The organism is Variimorphobacter sp. HTMS_6 (assembly GCF_059717775.1).
This window is the reverse complement of the sequence record NZ_AP046094.1, coordinates 3,024,726-3,039,263: the sequence shown is the minus strand read 5'-3', so window position 1 is coordinate 3,039,263 and position 14,538 is coordinate 3,024,726. Positions and strand designations below refer to the sequence as shown.

The 14,538-nt window shown below is 37.3% G+C and carries 14 protein-coding genes and 1 riboswitch; of the genes, 12 read left to right on the top strand and 2 right to left on the bottom strand.

All coding sequences use genetic code 11. From position 1 onward, the window contains the following. Window positions 1-96 precede the first annotated feature (96 nt). Together AC6IWN_RS13685 and AC6IWN_RS13680 are read left to right on the top strand one after the other, a co-directional pair. Complete coding sequence (locus tag AC6IWN_RS13685) at window positions 97-2,058, top strand: multicopper oxidase family protein (RefSeq protein WP_497987966.1); 1,962 nt, start codon at window positions 97-99, stop codon at window positions 2,056-2,058. Between the two features lie 73 nt (window positions 2,059-2,131). After that, a complete protein-coding gene (locus AC6IWN_RS13680; RefSeq protein ID WP_497987965.1) occupies window positions 2,132-2,878 on the top strand; it encodes an SIMPL domain-containing protein in 747 nt (248 codons plus the stop codon). A gap of 89 nt (window positions 2,879-2,967) precedes the next feature. On the opposite strand, the gene fliB is transcribed toward AC6IWN_RS13680, so the two are convergent. Then, window positions 2,968-4,062 carry a flagellin lysine-N-methylase gene (gene fliB, locus AC6IWN_RS13675; RefSeq protein ID WP_497987964.1) on the bottom strand — a complete coding sequence of 365 codons (1,095 nt, stop codon included), beginning with the start codon at window positions 4,060-4,062 and terminating at the stop codon, window positions 2,968-2,970. A gap of 124 nt (window positions 4,063-4,186) precedes the next feature. Between fliB and AC6IWN_RS13670 the strand changes: the two genes are divergently transcribed. Beyond that, window positions 4,187-5,653 (top strand): purple acid phosphatase family protein, encoded by a 1,467-nt coding sequence (locus AC6IWN_RS13670; protein ID WP_497987963.1) that lies wholly within the window; start codon window positions 4,187-4,189, stop codon window positions 5,651-5,653. A gap of 18 nt (window positions 5,654-5,671) precedes the next feature. On the opposite strand, the gene AC6IWN_RS13665 is transcribed toward AC6IWN_RS13670, so the two are convergent. Then, window positions 5,672-6,925 carry a glycoside hydrolase family 3 protein gene (locus AC6IWN_RS13665; RefSeq protein WP_497987962.1) on the bottom strand — a complete coding sequence of 418 codons (1,254 nt, stop codon included), beginning with the start codon at window positions 6,923-6,925 and terminating at the stop codon, window positions 5,672-5,674. A 230-nt stretch (window positions 6,926-7,155) separates the two neighbouring features. Between AC6IWN_RS13665 and AC6IWN_RS13660 the strand changes: the two genes are divergently transcribed. The 9 genes from AC6IWN_RS13660 (at window position 7,156) to AC6IWN_RS13620 (ending at window position 14,390) form a co-directional block, all read left to right on the top strand. Beyond that, window positions 7,156-7,629 carry a glutathione peroxidase gene (locus AC6IWN_RS13660; protein WP_497987961.1) on the top strand — a complete coding sequence of 158 codons (474 nt, stop codon included), beginning with the start codon at window positions 7,156-7,158 and terminating at the stop codon, window positions 7,627-7,629. A gap of 68 nt (window positions 7,630-7,697) precedes the next feature. Then, complete coding sequence (locus AC6IWN_RS13655) at window positions 7,698-8,243, top strand: glutathione peroxidase (RefSeq protein WP_497987960.1); 546 nt, start codon at window positions 7,698-7,700, stop codon at window positions 8,241-8,243. Window positions 8,244-8,312: 69 nt separating this feature from the next. Continuing rightward, window positions 8,313-8,756: a MarR family winged helix-turn-helix transcriptional regulator gene (locus AC6IWN_RS13650; RefSeq protein ID WP_497987959.1), complete on the top strand. Its 444-nt coding sequence runs from the start codon at window positions 8,313-8,315 to the stop codon at window positions 8,754-8,756. A 63-nt stretch (window positions 8,757-8,819) separates the two neighbouring features. Continuing rightward, window positions 8,820-8,898, top strand: a riboswitch (ZMP/ZTP riboswitch). A gap of 175 nt (window positions 8,899-9,073) precedes the next feature. Beyond that, entirely contained in the window at window positions 9,074-10,246 is a 1,173-nt protein-coding gene (locus tag AC6IWN_RS13645) for a phosphoribosylaminoimidazolecarboxamide formyltransferase (RefSeq protein WP_497987958.1), read from the top strand. A gap of 278 nt (window positions 10,247-10,524) precedes the next feature. After that, entirely contained in the window at window positions 10,525-11,064 is a 540-nt protein-coding gene (locus AC6IWN_RS13640) for an RNA polymerase sigma factor (RefSeq protein ID WP_497987957.1), read from the top strand. After that, window positions 11,054-11,899, top strand: a complete 846-nt coding sequence (locus AC6IWN_RS13635; RefSeq protein WP_497987956.1) for a DUF4367 domain-containing protein — start codon at window positions 11,054-11,056, stop codon at window positions 11,897-11,899. Before AC6IWN_RS13640 ends, AC6IWN_RS13635 begins: the two co-directional genes overlap by 11 nt. A gap of 201 nt (window positions 11,900-12,100) precedes the next feature. Further along, window positions 12,101-12,760 carry a hypothetical protein gene (locus AC6IWN_RS13630; RefSeq protein WP_497987955.1) on the top strand — a complete coding sequence of 220 codons (660 nt, stop codon included), beginning with the start codon at window positions 12,101-12,103 and terminating at the stop codon, window positions 12,758-12,760. Window positions 12,761-12,867: 107 nt separating this feature from the next. Next, a complete protein-coding gene (locus AC6IWN_RS13625) occupies window positions 12,868-13,182 on the top strand; it encodes a PadR family transcriptional regulator (RefSeq protein ID WP_497987954.1) in 315 nt (104 codons plus the stop codon). After that, window positions 13,179-14,390, top strand: a complete 1,212-nt coding sequence (locus AC6IWN_RS13620; protein ID WP_497987953.1) for a DUF2812 domain-containing protein — start codon at window positions 13,179-13,181, stop codon at window positions 14,388-14,390. The genes AC6IWN_RS13625 and AC6IWN_RS13620 overlap by 4 nt, the downstream gene beginning before the upstream one ends. Window positions 14,391-14,538: the final 148 nt, after the last annotated feature.

The window sequence follows — 14,538 nt, the reverse complement described above, 5'->3', positions numbered from 1 at the left end:
TGGAGGCATGGTCAACAACCATTTTTTTGTCGAATTTATGTCGGATTACGTCGAAATTGCATATAATAATATAGATACAATTTAGGAGGTAATGACATGAAATTAATAGAGATGGTAAGCAAGTTCTTTCACGTAAAAGAAAATATCCACATCGCTACAATAAATAAAGAAACATCAGATAAACAGGATTATCCGGTCACTAGGCTGGATCCGACAAAAATTAAGAAGTATAAAAACCAACTAGTAAAGCCTCCTGTTTTTGAACCAGAGATTATCAGGGTTATAAAAAAGGATGGAGGTTGTAATATAGAGCATCTTTATCAAATAGATATCAGTGAATTTAAACAGCAAGTTCTTCCGAAGGGATATCCAAAAACAACCGTTTGGGGCTACGGAGGAACCGCGAGAGACCAGATCACAGGCCGTGTTCGTTATATCAGGAGCTCGCCGGGTCCTACCTTTGAAGCAATGAAAGGAGTTCCGGTTAAGGTAAAATGGTATAATCAGTTAAAGGGAAAGCATCCATTTGCAGTTGACCCCACATTACACTGGGCTAATCCGAATGACATGCCGATGAACCCGGAAAAACCATGGCCGCCATTTCCGCCGGGATTCCGCGAAGCTCAATACCCGGTTCCAATTGTAACACATCTTCATGGAGGAGAAGTAGCACCGCCATCCGATGGCTTTCCGGAGGCATGGTTCACATATAACAAACAATACGGACCTGCTTATCAATCCTCACTCTATACGTATCTTAATGAGCAGGAACCGACAACATTATGGTATCATGACCACGCTTTGGGCATCACAAGATTGAATGTATACGCCGGACTGGCAGGTTTTTATTTATTGCGAAAAAATAGAGGCTATGATAAGTGCTGTAACCGGGAAGAGCTGATTTTACCGCGAGGAGATTATGAGATTCCGCTTGTAATTCAGGATAGAATATTTATGACAGATGGTTCTCTGTTTTATGAAGAGGTGGGAGTAAATCCAGGCATTCATCCGTATTGGGTACCGGAATTATTCGGAGACACTATCATGGTAAATGGCAAGGTTTGGCCAAATCTTAATGTGGAAAGACGTCAATATCGATTTCGAGTTTTGAATGGTTCCAATGCTAGATTTTATAATTTATATCTTTCAAATGGAATGGAGTTTACACAGATTGGAAGTGACGGTGGATTTCTTCCGAAACCTGTGAAGCTTACATCTTTGTTAATTGCACCAGGGGAAAGAGCGGATATATTAATTGACTTTTCAGAGTTTAATCCTGGGGAGCGAATTATACTGCTTAATAATGCGAATGCACCCTATCCGGATGGTGATAGCCCGAATCCGGATACGCTCGGTCAGATTATGCAATTCACAATATCCAATTGCTCATCTTTACTGGTTTGTCCGTCTGAATTACCGGATCGACTAAACTGTATGCCGGCATTATATCCTGATCGAACAAGAATTAAAACACTTTATGAAGTACCGGGACCCAATGGGCCGATAGAGGTATTACAAGATGGATTAAAGTGGATGTATCCGGTGACGGAGAAACCGGTTGTTGGCTCCACTGAGCTTTGGGAGATTGTTAATCTTACTATGGACACTCATCCGATCCATCTGCATTTGGTTCAATTTCAGCTTTTAAATCGGCAAGATATCGATGCCGCCTCATATCAGGAGGCATGGGAACAATGTAATGGAATTCCGCCACTTGATCATCCTCCGAAAGAAATTCCTCTGGAGAATTATCTAATTGGTGATCCGATTCTTCCTGATGAAAATGAAAGGGGATGGAAGGATACCATACGTATGAATCCGGGGCAGGTTACCAGAATTGTAATTCGCTTTGCTCCTCAGAGGGTGAATCAGTGTTGGGTAAGACCTGGTGATAATTTATATCCGTTTGATCCCTGCGTCCTACCGGGTTATGTATGGCATTGCCATATCCTTGATCATGAGGATAATGAGATGATGAGACCTTATCAAGTAATAAAGCGGAAAGTAAAAGAAGATAAATCGGAAGATGATGAAGAAATACCAAAAATTGACATGTAAATCAATGGAACTTGTTAACCAAACCTAACGTCTAATATTTATAAATTTCATAATCATTGAAAGGAGATATTAGATGAAAGCAAGAATGACAATTGCATTAATCTCGATGATGTTTGCTTTAGGCATTATAGTGAGTGGGTTCCTATTGGCGAATAAGGACAGTATAACTCAGGCATCAAGCGTGGCGACACAAGAAATGGATACTAGCAATACAATTACGGTTCAGGGTGAGGGAATTATTAAGCAAGCTCCGGATATTGCATATATATCCATTGGTGTACAGACAAAGTACTCGAAGGTAGAAACTGCTCAGAAGGAAAATACAAAAAAGTTCAATAACGTAGTGGAGGAGATTAAAAAGCAGGGAGTGGATAAAGATGATATTAAAACCGAGGATTATTCGGTGTATCCATCCTATTCTGACAATGGCAAGATTAATGGATATGTTGTGTCAAATACAGTAAGTATTACAGTTAGGGATATATCCCAATGTGGTAAGATTATCGATGCTGTTATGAACAAGGATGCCAATATTATCAATGGAATCACCTTTGCAATTGATAATAAAAGTAAAGCCTACAATGAAGCTCTGAAGTCAGCGATTAGTGATGCGAAAAGCAAGGCTAAAACAATTGCGGACAGCATAGGAAATGTCTCCATTCACTTGATCAATGTGAAGGAGCAAAGCGTTAAGTCTGATACAATTTATTACGGAGCAGAAAATGCAAAAATGGCTGCAAATGATATCGCAGGAACTTCCATTAGTGGAGGAAAAGCAGAAGTAAAGGCAGATGTAACCGTTGTATTTGAAATAAAATAATATCTGGAGGAGTGAGTATAACCTAAAGAGAGGGCTGTTGTAAAACAACAGCCCTAATTTGTTCGTTTTAAGTATCCAATGCGATAAATCTATAAGTAAATAAGATCGATAAGCTTCTTAGTAGTGTCTGTACTGCCATTTCTAAGTAGAGTTACTGCGATATTTCTAAAATTAGAGTGTTCAATGACACGAAACATAGAGGAGAAAAAATCAATCAAACCGTCCGTATTATTACGTTCAGCGAAAAATCCCAATAGATTATACCGTAGAAAAGAATATACAGAAATCAGGGAGTAAAATGATTCATCACTTCCTCCAAAATCATCTGTGAACGGGAAGCTATGATAAAACATATGGTTTATCATAAGCTGTTCAAAGAGTATCTGCCAGGAGGGTAATATTTTATCGATATGGTCAGAGGCTAAATGATATCTATTTGATAATAAAGATAGATCTGAATCAGAATTTAATTCAGCTACATCAAATCCAAAATAATTCTGTGTTATCTTATTGTAATGGGATATACTGAAACTGTCCTTAAAATATTCACTGAGTTGATTTAAGATTTCGAATGAATGAATCGGGTTGTTGTGACTTGTGGTATAAAAATCTTCAACATTGAGATAATTACCTAAGAATATAAATCTTTCCTCCAAGGATTGGCTTCGGTTTTGCATAATGGATATAGAGTTACTACAAATATCATATTGACTTGTTGATAAATTAAATTGGAGCTCGGCTTTGGTTGATAACTCTATTTCTTCAAACTGAAGAGGAGCGATTATCTTAAATAACAATTCTACTACCGCTTCACAACTATTGGAACAACAACACAGATTAATTGATTCACTGGTTTTTATTCTTCGTGGGAATAATTTGCAAACTTGTGGTAGAGCGGTTTCCCCAAGTTCAGTATGGAGGATACATAGCCCGTCCTCTCGATGAAGCTTACAGTTACCACGCCAGTCTGTTGCTATTAGGGCAGATGAAGCTGAGCCCGGTTCCGTAGTAGTTTTTAATGCAAGATCCAGCCTTGTGCGTAGTTTTTCGGAGCAACGAATTCCAAGTAAATGATAATATTCTTTTCTCGATATTCTGATTGGCCATCCATCGCAGCAGGACCACCGACACTTTCCACATTTACATTGAAATTGGTTATAGTATTCTGGAACAATATATTTCATAAACAATCACCTGCCATTAAGGATTAATATTGAAATTGACCTAATACTATTTTATTATTAATAGAAGGATTTGTATAGTGAATAATTTGCTCGGTGATAAAGATCACCCTGTTAGGAGGAAGCAATGAAAGTAAAAAATAAAGTAGCAATGATTTTATTGATAGCAGTATTTGCGGTGTTACTCATTTTACCCGGTTTTGCCGATTCGCAGTATAAAGTTACTGACAGGACTAATTGGAAGGCATCATGGGCTGCAGAAAAAAACGACTTTGAACAGATAGCACTTACTCCCGGAAAGAATGAAAAACAATTGAACTTTGGTTGGTATTCTAGAAATGAAGGTCAAGCGAAGGTACGATTATCTAAGCAAAAAAATCTTTCACATCCGACGGTTTTTAAAGGTAAATCAATTCGATATAAGAAGTTGAACGGAGTCAGTTACTACTCTAATAAGGTTACAGCTTCATCATTGCGTCAGGGCACAGTATATTACTATCAGTATTATGTGGATGGAAAATGGTCGAAAACGAAACAATATACAACACAAAATCCGGATGACTTCACTTTACTCTATGTAGGAGACCCTCAAATTGGTGCGTCGGTCGGACGGATTGCCGCAGACACCGGAGTGACTCTAACGGCCGAGCAGGCCTGTGAAAGAGACTCGTTCAATTGGAACAAGACGTTAGAACATGCGAATAAAGCTTACCCCAGACTTAGCTTTATTTTATCAGCAGGGGATCAGGTTAATGAGACAGAGAAGAATAGAACACAGGAACAGGATACCATACAGGAAATGCAATATGCAGGGTTTCTTTCTCCAAGGTTTATGGCTTCTCTACCCGTAGCGACAACGATAGGGAACCACGATTCAACTACTGCAAATTATAAAAATCACTTTAATAATCCAAACGCACAAGCACCCTCTGTTACTTCTACCTCTGCAGGCACAGATTATTACTTTACGTATGGCAAGGCACTTTTTGTATTCCTAGATACGAATAATTTGAACTGTAGGGAACATGAAAAGGTGTTACAGAAAGCAACCTCTGAAAACCCTAAGGTAAAGTGGAGGATTGTTACATTCCATCAGGATATATATGGGTCAGGAGTGAAACACTCTGCGTTAGATGGTATCATATTAAGAACGCAACTGACACCACTTATGGATAAATACGATATCGATGTGGTATTACAAGGACATGACCATACCTTCTCGAGAAGCTACCAGTTAACCGGTGATGGGAAAAAGCATACGGCATATGATACTAATGTTAATCTAAGTGATCCGGCAATTCGTACTGAATTTTTAAAGCAGAATAAATGTTATAAGATTGTTACAGAGAAGAAGAATATGGATGAACATGTAGTGAAAAATCCGAAGGGAGTATTATATATGGATGCGAACTCCTCAACCGGTAGTAAATTCAATGATTTGATCCATCCAAAGCAGGATTATATTGCAACAAGATATCAGAATAGGGAGCCTTCCTACAATGTAATTCATATAACAGGAGGATCCCTATCCATTAAAACGATTAATGTAACTTCAGGACATAAAATTGATCAATATACAATCATCAAATCGTAACCATTCAATATATTATTACTACTGATTCATAATTCCCAACGATATCTTCCATTTTAGAATTCGGAGGACAGAATCATTAATGCTCTTCATTGAAATCTTATGGCTGTTAACCGCATCAATCACAGCAGGAATCTGGGTGCTGTAGTCTGTAGCAATCAAAAGATCATTGCCCGCCTGTACAGCCAATACAGCCGCTTCTTGATTATTGGTATATTCCTTAATGGCATCCATACTTAAGTCATCCGTCATAATAACGCCGTTAAATTTTAGATCATGACGTAAGATGGAATGAACCACAGGGGATAAGGAAGCAGGGTAATCAGGGTCAAAGGACTTAACAATATTATGACATACTAAGATACTTCCGGCTCCGGCTTTAATACCTGCTTTAAAAGGTAAAAAATCAGTAGAGTAGAATTGATCGCTACTCCGGTTATCAATTGCGACGCCGGTATGGGTGTCGATATTATTCCCGTATCCGGGGAAATGCTTTAATGTAGAGCCTATTTTCTGGGCATTCATAGTACTAACTACTGTTTTAACATAATCAGAGGTTTCCTCTGCATTTTTGCCGAAGGAACGGTTATAAATAAAGTCATTAGAATTAGTGGAAACATCACAAACAGGAGCCAGATTCACATTGATTCCCATTCTTTTAAGTAGTCTAGCTTTTTCTATCGTATCGGAGGCAATCAGATTAAAGCCACCCATACGATACAAATCCTGTGGCGATTTGAAAGGAACAGCTCGAAATGCAGGGTATTTTGTAATACGGTTTACCATGCCACCTTCTTCATCCACACCAATCAACATCGGTATTGCGGAAGCAGATTGATAACCTGCGACAGTGGTTTTTATGGTGGTTTTGGTTTGGCCGGCAAAGTCATTTGCAAACAGGATGAAACCACCAAGTTGATATTCTTCAATATCCTTAAGCGCTGTCTCATTGTTGCAACGGACAAAGAACATTTGACCTACCTTTTCCTCCAGGCTCATAGAATCAAGAATCTCGGAGGCACTTTTATTAAGATAGGGTTTTGGTGTAACGGTTGCAGTGACGGGAGGAACTGTAGATGTCGGTGTTATAGCAATTGTAGGTGTAGATATCGGAGTGCTCGTTGGGGAATTTGTTGGTGCTTGTGTTGTAGTAGGAGTAGTACCACCAGAAGGTTTGGGTGATATGGAGGGTGTTGAATTTCCTCCTTTGGTATTACTACATCCATTTATAAAAACTAAGATGAATAATAAGAAAAAAATCTTGATTGATTTCATAATGTGTGTTTACCTCCATGAGAGCGTTGTATGATTCAATTTATAATACACTTATTGGCATTTGTCAATTCATGAGACATACTATTAAGTTTTATTAAGAAACAAGCAGCTTAAAAATATCATAGAAAAGGGGTTGACAAATAAAATCAAATTGTATACAATCTATTCATAAACATTGTACGCAATCTAATTATAAGCAATGTAATCAATTTGGTTGAAGGAGATTTGATATGAGTATATACGATTTTCAAGTAAAAGATGCAAAGGGTAATCAGGTTGGATTAAGTAATTATAAGGGAAAAGTATTATTGATTGTTAACACAGCGACAGGATGTGGATTCACACCTCAGTATGAAGGATTACAAAAATTATACGACAATTATCAAACGGAAGGCTTGGAGGTACTTGACTTTCCTTGCAACCAATTCGGGAACCAGGCTCCGGGAACCGTGGATGAGATTCAGAGCTTTTGTCAATTAAAATATAATACAACATTCCCCTTATTCGGTAAGGTTGATGTAAATGGAAACAACGAGGAGCCCTTGTTTAAATATTTAAAATCTCAACAAAGAGGAATTGTTAGTAATAAAATCAAGTGGAATTTCACAAAATTCTTAGTAGATAGAAACGGTAAAGTAGTGGAGCGATTTGCACCAACCACAACACCGGATAAAATCGAAGCGAAAATCAAAAAATTATTATAGGAAGATGAAGAGTGAAAGATAAATCTTTCACTATGCGCATAAAACGTGCGCAGGAATGGAGGTAAAATATGAAGATTTATAATTATCAGGCAACAAAAAATAATGGAGAGGAAATATCCTTATCCGAATTCAAGAAAAAAGTGGTTCTTATTATTAATTCAGCAACGGAATGCGGATTTACCCCACAATATGATAATCTCCAGGATTTATATGAAAAGTATTCCAATCAGGATTTTGTAATACTTGATTTTCCTTGCAATCAATTCGGTAAACAGGCACCCGGAAGCAATGAAGAGATTGCGACCTTCTGCCAATCAAGATATGGTGTTACCTTCCCTATCTTTGAAAAGATAGATGTGAATGGTGAGAATGCACATCCTTTGTTTAAATTTTTAAAATCTCAAAAAAGCTTTCAGGGTTTTGACAACGAACATCCTCTTACAGGGATTCTCAATAGCATGTTAGAAAAAGAGGATCCAAATTTTGCGGAATCTCCGGATATCAAGTGGAACTTTACGAAATTCTTAATCGATAAAGAAGGAAATGTAGTGGAACGCTTTGAGCCAACAACGGATGTTTATCTGGTAGAGCAAAAAGTAAAGGAGCTTTTGTAATATTCTAGTTGAAAATAGGCTGAAATCGTGGTAAATATAATTGTATACAATGGAAAGGGAGAATGATCCATGGAGAATAATACGAATCAGTATGATTCATTAAAATTAGAAAATCAATTATGTTTTCCACTTTATGCCTGTTCGAAAGAAATTGTAAGAAAGTATAAACCATTTCTTGATAAACTGGATTTGACTTATACACAATATATCACGATGATGGTAATGTGGGAAAAGCAAGAGATGAACGTAAAAAATCTGGGAGAGAGCTTATATCTCGATTCAGGTACGCTCACTCCGGTGTTAAAGAAGCTTGAAGCAAAGGGATATCTGACCAGGCAGCGATATAAGGAGGATGAGAGGAATCTGCGTGTTTCCATCACTGAAGCTGGGGAAAAACTAAGAGATAAAGCTCTTACCGTTCCTTCCGAAATGGGAAAATGCATTAACCTAAATTCAGGTGAAGCAAAAGAATTATATCGATTGCTGCATAAGGTTATGGATCAATTACAATAAATGAAATCTAGAGTGAGCAGAATAATTACTTGACAGTAGTATACTTAGATGGTAAATTTTAGTTATCATTTATACAACTGACGGAAGTGGAATCAACCACATGAAGTATAATGAATATAAGCCGACCGTCTGGGTGAGAGCCTGGATAGTCGGCTCTTTTTATGCACAAATTTATGTTTTGATTAGAATAAAAAACATATTTCTTAGGACTACATGTTTCAATATTCATAATGTATGCAAAGGCTTGTGCATATTTACGATAGCAACATAGATACACATTAGTTCTATTGTAACTGGTAGCAGAAAGGAGTATTACAATGAGAGATTTAGTACTGAAGTATGGATGTAACCCACACCAAAACCCAGCCCGAGTATACAGTGAGAACCAGGAGCTTCCTTTTCGGATTCTGAACGGTAATCCCAGTTATATTAATTTGCTGGATGCATTGAACGGTTGGCAGCTGGTTCGGGAACTGAAGGAGTGTACCGGTTTAGCCGCAGCTGCATCCTTTAAGCATGTTAGCCCGGCGGGGGCAGCAGTTGCAGTTCCGCTCACGGATGTGATAAAAAAGGCTTACTTTGTTCCGGAGGGAAAGTTAAGTGATATCGCGACGGCTTATATTAGAGCCAGAGGTGCGGATCGGATGTCTTCCTATGGCGATTTTGTTGCTCTATCGGAGGAATGTGACGTATCAACAGCTAATTACTTATCCAAAGAATTTTCTGATGGTATCATTGCGCCATCTTACCGTGAGGAAGCACTTGATATCTTAAAAAAGAAGAAAAAAGGAAACTACTTGATTATACAAATGGATCAATCCTATCTACCGAGGGAGACAGAGAGGAAGGAATTATACGGAATCACCTTTGAACAAAGACGCAATGATATAATACTCACGAAGGAACTTTTTGCTAATATTCCTACGCAGTACAAAGAGCTGACAGATAGTGCGAGAAGAGATTTGTTAATATCTTTGATTACCTTAAAATATACCCAGTCCAATTCCGTATGCTATGTAAAGGATGGTCAGGCCATTGGAATCGGTGCCGGTCAGCAGTCGAGAATTCATTGTACGAGATTGGCAGGGAATAAGGCTGATAATTGGTATTTACGCCAGAACCCCAAGGTGCTTTCTCTTCCGTTTAATCAAGAGATAAAAAGAGCAGAGAGGGATAATGCAATTGATTTATACATATCTGAGGATGCTAGTGAGGTATTAGCAGAGGGAGTATGGGAAACGATCTTTACAGAGAAACCCGAACCCTTTGGTAAGGAAGAGCGTAAGGAATGGCTGAAAGGTTTAAGCTGCGTATCCTTAGGTTCGGATGCCTTTTTCCCGTTCGGTGATAATATAGAGCGAGCGGCTAAGAGCGGAGTATCCTATATTGCGCAGGCGGGTGGCTCCATTCGAGATGATAACGTAATTGCAGCCTGTGATAAGCACAACATCGTAATGGCATTTACCGGATTGCGGTTATTTTATCATTAAGATATATTGTAGCTATAAGCTGTTCTTTATGTATTAATGTTATGTTTTTTTAAATAAATTTGTTTCATTTAGGTGGTAGAATATCTGTGCTACTTTAAAGTCTATAAAGTGCTTTGTTTATTGATTTTTGAACTTATATTTTTTTACTTTTTTTTAAAGATTTTTGAAGATTTCTTGCAACCAAAATACACTTTAGTGTGATTATATTGATGTAAGCTTACATAAATGCTTTTATGGATCTACATGAGTGGGAGGAAAAGCTATTGCAGGATGAAAATATGATAAAGAGGCTAAAAAAACGAGATATGAGTGTCTTTGAAGAGATTGTTACCACATATAAAAATTATGTTGGTGCTATTGTTAAGAGTAGATTATCTTATTCAATGGAGCCTGAGGATGTGGAGGAAGTAGTAGCTGATGTCTTCTTTGCTTTATGGAAGCAGAGGGGTAAGCTGAATCCCAAAGTGGGATCCATTAAGAATTATCTCGGAATGATAGCAAGAAATAAAGCAATTAATAAGCTGAGGGAACGATGTGATACTGTAATTCTGGAAGATGATATGATAACTAAAGTAGAAGCTTCACCGGAGGATGAGGTGTTGAATAAGGAATCCATGGAGGTACTAATGGGTGAAGTGAATACTCTTAATTCACAGGATTCTTATATCTTTACAAAATATCATATGGATGGACACAGTATTAATCAAATCGCTTCTGAGATGCACATGAATCCCAATACAGTCAAAGCAAAACTGGTTCGGAGTAGGAAGAAGTTGAAAAAGCAGCTCACTGAAAGGGGATATTATTATGAATACTAAGCTATCTGAACAATCTTTATTGGATAAACAGGAGAATATTATCATACTGGAAGAGGAAATGAATCTATCCACCAACAATATATTAGGACGATTTTATGAAAAAGTTGCAGCAGATAAGAAGTCATCCTTAAGAAAAAGAATAGCATATCTAGGAATGGCAGCTTGCATAGCATTATTCGTTGTTGCTAATTCCAAAGTTATCTATAGCATGGCGTCAAATCTATTTGCCAAATATACAACGTGGACATATAACGGAACTTTATTAGAAGAAAAAATTAGGCCTATTGAGGTAAAATCAAGAGATAAGCTAGAGGTATACGGAACGTATGCTGAAGGGAAGCATTATTCTTCCGTGAAAGAATGCGCGGATGATCTAGGAATTCATCTATTGACCAGCGATATGGCATGGAAGGAAATTCATCCGGATGCAGTAACCTTATACTATCCAAAGTATGGAAATTGGGTTAATATAGAGGCTTCAAATTATATCATTGGAGATATCAAAGATTTGAAGTGGCAACCAGGTAATTCAGTAATCTACTCGAATCCATATGGCGATTATAAATATGCAACTCCGATTAGTTATAGGATTGAGTTTTTTATTAAAGGAACCAAAAAGCAATTTGCTGGATTTAGTACTGAAAACTCGAATTTATCCTATATTGAAACCTATAAAAGTGCGCAGGGATTTAAGGTTGAGATTTTAAGCGGTAGTAGTAATCCGGGTTCCATAGGTGCATATGTTGCGTATTTTATTGACAATAACATAAGATATACGTTAGAGGGCACAGTAGATATACAGGAGTTGAAGAAAATTATCGATTCCTTGCATTAATAATGGAACAGAAGGTACCTTTCCGAAAGAAGGATATTTACAGATTGGAATTACACTGTTAAGAGCTTTTGTAAAATGATATCCCAAGGACGTATGTCCTTACGTATGGATGTATTTTGCCAAAGCTCTTTTTACATTGCAAAAGCATGTAAATATAATTCCAAATTAATCCGATACATATAAAAAGTGGGAGGTGGTTACATGGGTATAAACGGTATAGCTCTTATCTTTCGAGAGTCGATAAATAAGATGAACAACAAGAATGACAAGAAAGAAACTACAACGTCAGATAAAACAGTACCGGACACGAATAAGACTAAACAACAGATTTATAGCGAGATTAGAAGCATACTGAAGGAAAAGCTTGATGAATCCCTTGATCCGACGAGCAAAATGTCGGATGAAGAAAAGGCTGATTATGAGAAGCGGATCAACGAGAAGATTAAAAACGGGGAGAAGCTGACTGAGACGGAAATGCAGTACATTCGTATAAAGAGTCCATATTTATATGCGATGATTGCCAGAGTGCAATTGCAACGTCAAGCTTTAGAGGACAAATTAAAGAATTGTAAATCAAAAGAAGAGGTAGAGGATACTTATAATTTTTATGTCTCCAATATAAGCAAGAAGGATCCGGCTAAGCAACCTCTGATGGCAGCCTATGATAATGTAACCACTGAATTTAAGAAAACTGATCAATATAAAAGTCTGCCGGAAAAGAGAAAAGACGTGGAGGACAAGGACGACAAATTGAAAATACCGAATCATAGTACAAGTAAATCTGAGAAATGTGAAATGGAACAAAAATATTTCCGATTTGAAAATCACTATGATTATTCAGCGATCGATAAAAAAGCTTAGGTAAAAAAAGGAAAATATTTATTGACAAAACCTCTTATTAGTCATATATTATGTGTAACGATATATCGTAACGCGTAATATATGTTATACCGATAGGAGGATTTGATATGCCGCATCAAGAGGGACCGATGACGGAAGCGATGTATTATGTTCTTTTAGCACTTAGTAAGCCGGCACATGGTTACCAGCTGATGTTGGATATTAAGGAATTGTCCGGAGGACGTATTCATATGGGGCCGGGTACCTTATATGGTGTGCTTACCAGATTGTTGAAAGAAAACATGGTGAAGTTAAAGGAAGATGATGGTAGACGTAAAACATATGAGTTAACGATACAGGGGAAAAATGCTCTGAATGCGGAATACCTCCGCCTTAAATTAATGGTTATTGACGGTGGATTTTTAGAGGGGGATTTATCATGAGAGTAAAGAAGTATCGTACGATTAATTTATATGAGATTGGTAAGATGGAGAGCTATTTGTCGGACATGGCGAGCGAAGGGCTATTCTTAAAGGGTATGAGCCTAAGCCATAATATCTTTGTGAAAAAACAGCCGGCTGATATGGAATATCGCATTGAACTAGATGGCACGACACTGAAGGAAGAGATGCTTGAATTATATAAATTGTCAGGATGGAGTTATACCTGTTCCTATCGGGGAGTTCATATTTTTCAAGCACAGGCTTCAGACAACCTGGTGGAGATTCATACCGATCCACAGGAACAGAGCTTTACATTAAAGAAAACATGCCGGAAGCTTATAGCTCTGATATGTGTTGAGGTGTTCTTTTTATTAATGATGGCAGGGGTGACATATTATATAACTAGGATAAGAGACACGCCGGTATTAAACCTATTAGAAGACAACTTTAACTTACTTGTAAACCTATTTGCAATGATGCTGGTTGTTTATCAAATTGGTATACAATCAATAATGCTCATCCGAACGAGGCATAGGCTCCGTAAGGGCTACTCGATTAATCATCATGAAGTATGGAGAAAGCGTTCAATTAGCCATTTTGTTATATATGGGATATCAGCTGGGCTGGTGATATTAATGTTTGCGTCCATCATCAGTAATATAATCAACATAACAGGGGAACTTACAGGAAAGTCAACCACGGAACTAACGTTTAACACAAAACTTCAGGCCGTACGGTTAAATGATATAGAGAAGCTTAATAACCCCGTTATGCGAAATGATATTTTGAAATATAGTAAACATTACAGAAGTAATGTAGAGGTTACCAATAATATATTTATAAAAGAAAAAGAAATAAACGAAGAGTTTTTACAAAAAGACATGACATGGCAAGGGAAGGATTATTCTCCGTCCTTAAGAACAAAATACTATAGAATAGATCTACCCTTTATGGTAAAACCGGCGCTTAAGGATGTGCTACAAGAGGCAAAAGATTATTTTATTGATATTCAAAACAGTAAAGAGAAAGTAAAAAAAGTGAATTGCCCAGGATTGGATGAAGTTTACTATATTCCGTCTTCGATGAACGATAAGAATTATTTTGGCCTCGTTGTTAGAAAAGGTAATATTATATTGTGGATGAGATATAATGGACAGAAGACCCGAACAGAAGCAATTAAAGCATCACAAGCCTTATTTGAATCATAAGAATAATGGGGTATAGAGTTATACTCGGCTATAAGAAGCATGATTACAGTGGGTGATTTAAAGCTTGATTAGCTCGGTTTATAATAAGAATATGAATAGGGTATCAAATGACCGATTTCAAGATTCTATCGTCAATGTATAAATGCAT

Coding starts and splice junctions, on each gene's coding strand:
- AC6IWN_RS13625 (WP_497987954.1), top strand. CDS start 12,868: ATGCCGCATCAAGAGGGACCGATGACGGAAGCGATGTATTATGTTCTT.
- AC6IWN_RS13680 (WP_497987965.1), top strand. CDS start 2,132: ATGAAAGCAAGAATGACAATTGCATTAATCTCGATGATGTTTGCTTTA.
- AC6IWN_RS13670 (WP_497987963.1), top strand. CDS start 4,187: ATGAAAGTAAAAAATAAAGTAGCAATGATTTTATTGATAGCAGTATTT.
- AC6IWN_RS13640 (WP_497987957.1), top strand. CDS start 10,525: ATGATAAAGAGGCTAAAAAAACGAGATATGAGTGTCTTTGAAGAGATT.
- AC6IWN_RS13655 (WP_497987960.1), top strand. CDS start 7,698: ATGAAGATTTATAATTATCAGGCAACAAAAAATAATGGAGAGGAAATA.
- AC6IWN_RS13685 (WP_497987966.1), top strand. CDS start 97: ATGAAATTAATAGAGATGGTAAGCAAGTTCTTTCACGTAAAAGAAAAT.
- fliB (WP_497987964.1), bottom strand. CDS start 4,062: ATGAAATATATTGTTCCAGAATACTATAACCAATTTCAATGTAAATGT.
- AC6IWN_RS13665 (WP_497987962.1), bottom strand. CDS start 6,925: ATGAAATCAATCAAGATTTTTTTCTTATTATTCATCTTAGTTTTTATA.
- AC6IWN_RS13645 (WP_497987958.1), top strand. CDS start 9,074: ATGAGAGATTTAGTACTGAAGTATGGATGTAACCCACACCAAAACCCA.
- AC6IWN_RS13635 (WP_497987956.1), top strand. CDS start 11,054: ATGAATACTAAGCTATCTGAACAATCTTTATTGGATAAACAGGAGAAT.
- AC6IWN_RS13620 (WP_497987953.1), top strand. CDS start 13,179: ATGAGAGTAAAGAAGTATCGTACGATTAATTTATATGAGATTGGTAAG.
- AC6IWN_RS13630 (WP_497987955.1), top strand. CDS start 12,101: ATGGGTATAAACGGTATAGCTCTTATCTTTCGAGAGTCGATAAATAAG.
- AC6IWN_RS13660 (WP_497987961.1), top strand. CDS start 7,156: ATGAGTATATACGATTTTCAAGTAAAAGATGCAAAGGGTAATCAGGTT.
- AC6IWN_RS13650 (WP_497987959.1), top strand. CDS start 8,313: ATGGAGAATAATACGAATCAGTATGATTCATTAAAATTAGAAAATCAA.